Raw genomic sequence first — 8189 nt, 5'->3', positions numbered from 1 at the left:
GTTTCCTACCCCCGGTTCTGCGGCCGCCATCGCCGAGGACGTCGTCAAAGAGCTTGGCATCTTCCTTTGGGCGGCAGGTGCCGTTGGGTACGCGGCGATGGTGACACGATTGGGCCGTCCGTGGGTGGATCCAGCCGGTCCCAACTCTACAGACTGACTGCCGCACGCGGGCATTTTCGACCAGACTAGTCCAGATCGAACCGCGCGATGACAGGCACATGGTCCGACGGGCGCTCCCAGCCGCGCGCCAGACGCAGGATCTCGTAGCCGGAAAAGCTGGGCACAAGGTTCGGCGACGACCAGACGTGGTCGAGGCGGCGGCCGCGATTGGACAGCTCCCAATCCTGCGCGCGATAGCTCCACCAGGTGTAGAGCTTCTGCTCATCCGGCACGTTGAGCCGCATCAGGTCGACCCAGTTGCCGGCGCGACGCATCGCCTCGAAATTTTCCGTCTCGACCGGCGTGTGGCTGACCACGTTGAGCAATTGCTTGTGCGACCAGACGTCATGTTCGAGCGGGGCGATGTTGAGGTCGCCGACCAGCACCGAGCCGGACACCTCGTCATGTTCTGCCCGGATGGCATTCATCTCGGCAACGAAATCGAGCTTGTGCTTGAACTTCCTGTTGATGACGGGATCCGGTTCGTCGCCGCCCGCCGGGACGTAGAAATTATGCAGCAGGATCGCCTTGCCGCCGGCCCGCACCGTCACCGAGAGGTGCCGGCTGTCCTCGATTTCGCAAAAGCGTCGCTTTTCGACCAATTCGATCGGCCGCCGCGCCACGGTTGCTACGCCGTGGTAGCCCTTCTGGCCATGGAAGGCGATGTGCTCGTAGCCGAGCTTGCGGAAAGCCTTCTCGGGGAACAGTTCGTCGGGAACCTTGGTTTCCTGCAGGCACAGCACGTCGGGCGCATGCTCGACGAGCAGGCGCTCGACGATCGGCATGCGAAGGCGAACGGAGTTGATGTTCCAGGTGGCGATGGAGAAGGGCATTTGGCAATCCAGGACAGCGTGCAACGGCCAGAACCGATGGGTCCCGGCGGGGAAGACGCCTTTTGACGGAGTCGGTCCGGGAAATTGCCAGCCGCGGACCGCAAAGACAAGCCGGGCAACGCCCGACGAGGCGCGGCCCGGTGCTTTCCACAGCTATTGGAGCGTTTGAAGCTAGCGCGCCTTGTTGGTGTTGAGCTCGCGGTTCGCCGTGTAGTCGATGGCGAAAGTATCCGGCGCGAAGCTGACGCCTTCCTTGGTGTTGAAGATCATCACCGTCGTATCCTTGCCCTGCGCGTCGGTGATCGTCCACTGCCGCAAGTCGAAGGTTTTCGGATCGAACATCATGGTGATCTTCGAATTGCCGAACACCGATTTGTCGGCGAGCTGGATGGTTGTGAGGTCGTCCTCCTGCTTGACGCTTTTGACGCGGTCGCCGGAGAGGTCGATCCTGTTGTCGAGCAGCAGCTTCAAGGGTGTCTTCGACAGCGGATAGAGATCGGACGTGTTGAGCCTCTTGTTCAGGATGACCACCGACTGGCCGTCTGAAATCACCCGGAAGTTCGAAGAGCCGTCGTAGTTGAAGCGGATCTTGCCCGGCCGTTCGAGGAAGAACTTGCCGCCGGTCTGCTCGCCCTTGGGGCCGAACTGCACGAATTCGCCGCTCATCGATTTGACCGAGGAAAAGTGGTCGGCGATCTTCTGCGCAGCGGCCGGCACAGCCGCCTGCGCCGAGGCCAGCACCTGGAAGCCGGGCACCGCGTTGAAGGCTGCCGCCCCTGCAAACGCCAGGCCGAGGCCCAGCAACTGACGCCGGGAGGGAGCAAATGTGCTGAGCGCTGAAAGATCGTTTTTCATATCGGTCACTCTCGTCTGATTCCTGAGTTGTTCTGTGCTTGGACCCCCAGTTGGGCTGAAATTTGGCGGGTCGGGCGTCCCTTGGTCGCTTCAACGCCTTGAAAGGTTCAAGGTTGCCGGACAGGGATGTCGCAAGGGTCAGGCTTTCTGGTCAGAACTTGTCCTCTTCGGTCGGCACCAGGATCTCGCGCTTGCCGGCATGGTTGGCCGGGCCGACGATACCTTCCTTCTCCATCTTCTCGATGATCGAGGCAGCGCGGTTGTAGCCGATGCCCAGCCGGCGCTGGATATAGCTGGTCGAGGCCTTGCCATCGCGCAGCACCACGGAGACCGCCTGATCGTAAGGATCGTCGGAATCCTCGAAATTGCTGTTGCCGCCACCGCCGCTCGCTCCACCCTTGCCTGACGGCTCGTCGTCATCCTCGCCATCATCCTCGGTGATGGCGTCGAGATACTCCGGCACGCCCTGCAGCTTCAGATGCGCGACGATCTTCTCGACCTCTTCATCGGCGACGAACGGGCCGTGCACGCGCTGGATACGGCCGCCGCCGGCCATGTAGAGCATGTCGCCCATGCCGAGCAGCTGCTCGGCGCCCTGCTCGCCCAGAATGGTGCGGCTGTCGATCTTCGACGTCACCTGGAAGGAGATGCGGGTCGGGAAATTGGCCTTGATGGTGCCGGTGATGACGTCGACCGACGGCCGCTGCGTTGCCATGATGACATGGATGCCGGCGGCGCGCGCCATCTGAGCCAGGCGCTGCACGGCACCTTCGATGTCCTTGCCGGCGACCATCATCAGGTCGGCCATCTCGTCGATGATGACGACGATATAGGGCATCGGCTCGAGATCGAGGTTCTCGGTCTCGTAGATCGCCTCGCCGGTCTGGCGGTCGAAGCCGGTCTGAACGGTGCGCGAGATCTTCTCACCCTTCTTGTCCGCCTGGCTGACGCGGGCGTTGAAGCCGTCGATGTTGCGCACGCCGACCTTGGACATCTTGCGGTAGCGGTCCTCCATCTCGCGCACGGTCCATTTCAGCGCCACCACCGCCTTCTTCGGATCGGTGACGACGGGCGTCAGCAGATGCGGGATGCCGTCATAGACCGAGAGTTCCAGCATCTTCGGATCGATCATGATCAGCCGGCAATCCTGCGGCGTCAGCCGGTAGAGCAGCGACAGGATCATGGTGTTGATGGCGACCGACTTGCCCGAGCCGGTGGTGCCGGCGACCAGCACGTGCGGCATCTTGGCGATGTCGACGATGACCGCCTCGCCATTGATGGTCTTGCCCAGCGCCAGTGCCAGCTTGGCCTTCGTCGTCTCGAAATCGCGGCTGGCCAGGATCTCCCTGAGATAGACGGTTTCGCGCTTGGCGTTCGGCAGTTCGATGCCGATGGCGTTGCGGCCGGGCACCACCGCGACGCGGCAGGCGATGGCGCTCATCGAGCGGGCGATGTCGTCGGACAGGCCGATGACGCGCGACGATTTGATGCCGGGCGCCGGTTCGAGCTCATAGAGCGTGACGACCGGACCCGGACGGACGGCGATGATCTCGCCCTTGACGCCGAAATCCTCCAGCACGCCTTCGAGCAGGCGCGCATTCTGTTCCAGCGCGTCCTTGGACAGGCTGGCGTCGCGCACCACGTTCTTCGGCTCGGAGAGGAAGTGCAGCGACGGCATTTCAAATTTTTCAGAGCCGATCAGCGATGTCTGCGCCTCGCGCTGCACACGGGCGCCTGGCACGGGGCGCGCCGCCGGCGCCTCGACGCGCGTGGCGGCATCGGAACGGAACGGCTGTACCTTGGCGGTCGGCGCGCCGCGGCGTTGCACGACAGGCTCATCGTCGAAATCGGCATCCTCGCCCGCATTGTCGAAGCGGTCGTCGAAGATATCGGCATCGTCGGGGTCGAGCGAGGCGCTGCGGTCATTGACCATGGCGGCGAAGAATTCCGGCTCGACGCGGGCGCGGCCATCCTGGCTCATCCGCTGCTCGGCGAACTCGGCCGATTCGACCCGTTCGGCCGCGCGGCGCCAGGCGGTGGAGCGCTGCTCCATCTCCGGCTCGTACTCGTCCCGCTCTTGCCTGCGGCGCACGGCGCGGCGGTGCATCCACGCGCGCAGCGACAGCCACCAATGGGTGATGGCGCCGAGCGCCAGGATGCCCTCGTCGCCTTCGTCCTCGTCATTGTCGAACAAAAGGTCGTCCTCGCGCGGATCGACGGCGGGCTCGTCCTCCATCACCGCAAAGCCGTTCTTGCGTCCGATCAGCGCCGAGCCATGGGCAAAGAGCCACAGTGCGGGCGCCGAAAGCAGGATGGCGATGATGCTGGCGATCAGCCCGGTCGGATAGCCGCCGATGACGACACCGGGGATCTTCAGCACCATGTCGCCGAACACGCCGCCGAGGCCGGTGGGCAGCGGCCAGGTCTTGGGCGGCACCACGCAGCCGACCATCGCAGCGGCCAGCAGCGCGAAGCCGAACCAGGACAACCCGCGCTTGGGCAGCCTGTCGACGCCGCGCGCGGAAAACAGCAGGAAGCCCCAGATGACCGTCGGAACCAGGGCGGCGACGGCGGCGAGGCCGAAGAACTGCATGGCGAGGTCGGAGAACACGGCACCCGCATAGCCCATGGCGTTGGTGACGGTGTTGTTCGTCGCGTGGGAAAAACTCGGATCGGCGACATTCCAGGTGGCAAGGCTGGCAACGCCAAAGGCGGCCAGCGCGAACAGGCCGACGCCAACCAGCCGCCCCACCTGACGCCGCGCGAACGCCTGGATGCCGTGCCCCGTATCGGCCAGCGCGAGCGGTGCTGAAGCCCCTGAACGCATGCTCTTCCCCGTCTGTCGTGGACTCGCCGGGTGCGTGGCGCACTCCGGCAGATTCGGGTCTCAGACTATCGGTGGGAAGGTTAAGGGCGCATTAACTATAAGAGGTTGAGACGCTCAAACCTCATTACCGCCGGTTGAGGCGTATGAGGCAATGTTGGACGACGGACCGATGGAGCTCCATCGAACGAAACAATGGCGGGCTGCCGGCCCGCCATTGGTCGTCTGAACAGAGATCGGGTCTCGGCCCGATCGCGGCAAATCAGTTGGCGCCGCCGAGCGCCTGCACATTGGCGCAGAATTCCGCATGCGGCTTGCTCATCGCCGCATCCTGGCATTCCTTCTTCATCGCTTCCTGCTTTTCCATCGGCATGGCCATGAAAGCTGTCTTGAAGTCCGCCATCGGCTTCATGGTTTTCATGCCGGAATCCGTGAAGAACGGCGCCATGTTGTCGGGCTCGTCCAGAGCACCGGCAAACGCCACGCCGCCGATCATGGAAAGAGCAAGCGCTCCGAGACAGATGTTCTTGAGGTTCATGAGATGGTTTCCTTCCCTGTTGTTTGGCACGAGCGTCAGAACGACGATCGTCCCCACGGTTCGGAACCAGAGCGGTCGTTGTTTCCTCAAAAAACATGATCACGCGAACGTGATTGCGTGAAGCCGGGCATTGCCGGAATGGCTTGCCAAAAAAAGAGGCCCGGATGCGATCCGGGCCTCAATGCGTGAACTCCTTTCGGGAGCATCACGACGGGATCTTTCAAAGCAATTCCAGGAGAACTGTGCAGCGCTTTCCATTCGGAATTGCGTGGAGATATGGGGCCGGCGGGAGGAGGGTTCCGCCGGCCCCTTGGCTAAGCTGGCCTTACGGCACCACTTCGCCATGCTGGGAGATGTCGAGGCCTTCGACCTCTTCCTGGGTCGTCGGGCGCAGGCCGACAAGCGCCTTGACGATGTAGAGGAGCACGAAGGTGGCAATGCCGGTCCACACGATAGTGACGGCAACGCCGTAGATCTGCTTGCCGAGCGAAGCACCTGCGCCGAGGCTGTTGATCGCCGGGTCGGCGAGCACGCCGGTGAGCAGAGCGCCTACCACACCGCCGACGCCATGCACGCCGAAGGCGTCGAGCGAGTCGTCATAGCCGAACATGTGCTTGACCTTGACCGCCGAGAGGTAGCAGACGACGCCTGCGACGATGCCGACGATGAAGGCACCGGTCGGGTTGACGAAGCCGGAAGCCGGCGTCACCGCGACCAGGCCGGCAACCGCACCCGAGATGATGCCGAGCACGGAAGGCTTCTTGGCGACGATCCATTCGGCGAACATCCAGGCCAGTGCCGCCGCCGCGGTGGCAACCTGGGTGTTGAGCATGGCAGCGCCGGCAAGACCGTCGGCTGCCAGTTCCGAACCGGCGTTGAAGCCGAACCAGCCAACCCACAGCAGCGAAGCGCCGATCACCGAATAGACCAGGTTATGCGGCGCCATGTTGGTGGTGCCATAGCCTTCGCGCTTGCCGAGAACCAGCGCACAGACCAGACCGGCGACACCGGCATTGATGTGAACGACCGTACCGCCGGCAAAGTCGAGCACGCCCGCCGATCCGAGGAAGCCGCCACCCCAGACCCAATGCGCGATCGGCACGTAGACGACCAGCAGCCACAACGCCATGAAGATCAGCAGCGCCGAGAACTTCATGCGTTCGGCGAAGGCGCCGGCAATGAGCGCCGGCGTGATGATGGCGAACGTCATCTGGAACATCGAGAACACGAATTCAGGAATGTTGGCGACGCCCGGCAGCCACAGCGAGGCCGTGGTGATGCCGTGATGGAAGAACTTCGAGGTGCCGCCGATATAGCTGTTCACGCCGCCGCCGTCCGAGAAGGCCAGCGAATAGCCGAACATGAACCACAGCACCGTCACCAGGCAGGTGATGGCGAAGCTCTGCATGACGGTGGCGAGCACGTTCTTCTTGCGCACCATGCCGCCGTAGAACAGCGCAAGGCCCGGAATGGTCATCATCAGCACCAGCGCCGTCGAGGTCAGCATCCAGGCGGTGTTGCCGGTGTCGAGCACCGGGGTCGGGGCAGCAGCCGGCGCGGCCGCGGCTGCGGCCGGTGCCGCTTCCTGTGCGAAGGCGGCGACCGTGCCCAATGCTGCGAGAGCAAGCGAACCCAAAAGGGCAGCTCGTCCCGTCGTCTTCAAGGTGGAAGGAATATTCATTGAACTCTCCATTGGAATACGTGATCGCCGCTCAGAGCGCGTCGGTGTCTGTTTCGCCGGTGCGGATGCGCACCGCCTGATCGATGCCGAAAACGAAGATCTTGCCGTCGCCGATCTGGCCGGTCTTGGCGGCTGCGGTGATGGCTTCGACGGCCTTGTCGACCATGTCGGCACTGACCGCGACTTCGATCTTGATCTTCGGCAGGAAGCTGACCGCGTATTCCGCCCCGCGATAGATCTCCGTATGCCCTTTCTGACGCCCGTAGCCTTTGACTTCGGTGACGGTCAGGCCCTGGATGCCGACGGCGGTGAGCGCTTCGCGTACCTCGTCGAGCTTGAACGGCTTGATGATTGCCATCACGATTTTCATAAGGTTTCACCCTTTGCTGTTGCGGTCCCCCGCGTTTGTACACCTTCACCGATCCCAAAGAGCCGGAGAGTGCCCACAAGGATTCAAGCTCCGTGCCAAGTGCCGAAGCAGGGTGTTAACCCACTGTAAACAAAGAGATTAGGGGGTGCACCGACGCAACCTGCCCACAGCTGCGGCGATACGCCTGCTTAAAAATTAGGCAAATTTTGAAAAATGCCTACTCTGCAGGCGATCGCTTGAGCCGGATCAGCCCTTCCTGCGCAACCGAGGCAATCAGCGTACCGTCGCGGGCAAACAGCGAGCCGCGTGTAAAGCCGCGCGAGCCCTGCGTCGACGGGCTGTCCTGCGTGTAGAGCATCCAGTCGTCGAGCGCATGGCTGCGGTGGAACCACATGGCGTGGTCGAGGCTCGCCGCCTGGATATCGCGATCGAAAATGGCGCGGCCATGCGCGAAGGTCGATGTGTCGAGCAGCGTCATGTCGGAGAGATAGGCGAGCACCGCTGCCTGGATGGCGTGGTCCGCCGGCACCGGACCGGTGGTGCGGATCCAGATGTTCTGCTTTGGCTCCAGCTTTTCGCGGCTGGTGTAATGCTTCAGCATCACCGGCTTCATCTCGATCGGCCGGTCGCGCTCCCAGTAGCGTTTGATCCCATCGGGCACCGCCTCGCCGAATTTGCCCAGCAATTCGCGTTGCGACAGCAATGTGTCCGGCCCCGGAACGTCCTGCGGCATCGGCACCTGGTGCTCCAGGCCGACCTCATCCTGCTGGAACGAGGCTTCGAGCGAAAAGATCGCCTGGCCGTGCTGGACCGCCACCACGCGCCGCGTGGTGAAGGAGCCGCCGTCGCGAATGCGGTCGACCTCGTAGACGATCGGCACCTTGGTGTCGCCGGGCCGCATGAAATAGCCGTGCAGCGAATGCACGTAC

At 63.2% G+C, this 8189-nt stretch carries 7 protein-coding genes; all 7 read right to left on the bottom strand.

The window, feature by feature from the left end:
* Nucleotides 1–185: 185 nt before the first annotated feature.
* The gene (locus EN991_RS14065; RefSeq protein WP_013528894.1) at nucleotides 186–992 is read right to left on the bottom strand and encodes an exodeoxyribonuclease III; all 807 of its coding nucleotides are present in this window, start codon (nucleotides 990–992) and stop codon (nucleotides 186–188) included.
* 171 nt (nucleotides 993–1163) lie between these two features.
* A complete protein-coding gene (locus EN991_RS14060; RefSeq protein WP_024505000.1) occupies nucleotides 1164–1847 on the bottom strand; it encodes an outer membrane lipoprotein carrier protein LolA in 684 nt (227 codons plus the stop codon).
* Nucleotides 1848–1998: 151 nt separating this feature from the next.
* On the bottom strand, nucleotides 1999–4674 hold the full coding sequence (locus tag EN991_RS14055) for a DNA translocase FtsK (protein WP_013528892.1): 2676 nt from the start codon (nucleotides 4672–4674) through the stop codon (nucleotides 1999–2001).
* A gap of 259 nt (nucleotides 4675–4933) precedes the next feature.
* Nucleotides 4934–5209, bottom strand: a complete 276-nt coding sequence (locus tag EN991_RS14050) for a hypothetical protein (RefSeq protein ID WP_013528891.1) — start codon at nucleotides 5207–5209, stop codon at nucleotides 4934–4936.
* A 325-nt stretch (nucleotides 5210–5534) separates the two neighbouring features.
* Nucleotides 5535–6716, bottom strand: coding sequence for an ammonium transporter (locus EN991_RS14045; RefSeq protein ID WP_224619141.1), 1182 nt, complete (start codon nucleotides 6714–6716; stop codon nucleotides 5535–5537).
* A 205-nt stretch (nucleotides 6717–6921) separates the two neighbouring features.
* On the bottom strand, nucleotides 6922–7260 hold the full coding sequence (locus EN991_RS14040; protein ID WP_013528889.1) for a P-II family nitrogen regulator: 339 nt from the start codon (nucleotides 7258–7260) through the stop codon (nucleotides 6922–6924).
* 217 nt (nucleotides 7261–7477) lie between these two features.
* On the bottom strand, nucleotides 7478–8189 hold a 712-nt coding region (locus EN991_RS14035), incomplete at its 5' end, for an acyl-CoA thioesterase II (RefSeq protein ID WP_164769055.1).

Source organism: Mesorhizobium sp. M7A.F.Ca.US.005.03.2.1, from assembly GCF_003997795.1.
Taxonomy (GTDB): Bacteria; Pseudomonadota; Alphaproteobacteria; order Rhizobiales; family Rhizobiaceae; genus Mesorhizobium; species Mesorhizobium ciceri.
Note: the sequence above shows the minus strand (reverse complement) of the source record. Positions and strands in the feature narration are given on the sequence as shown.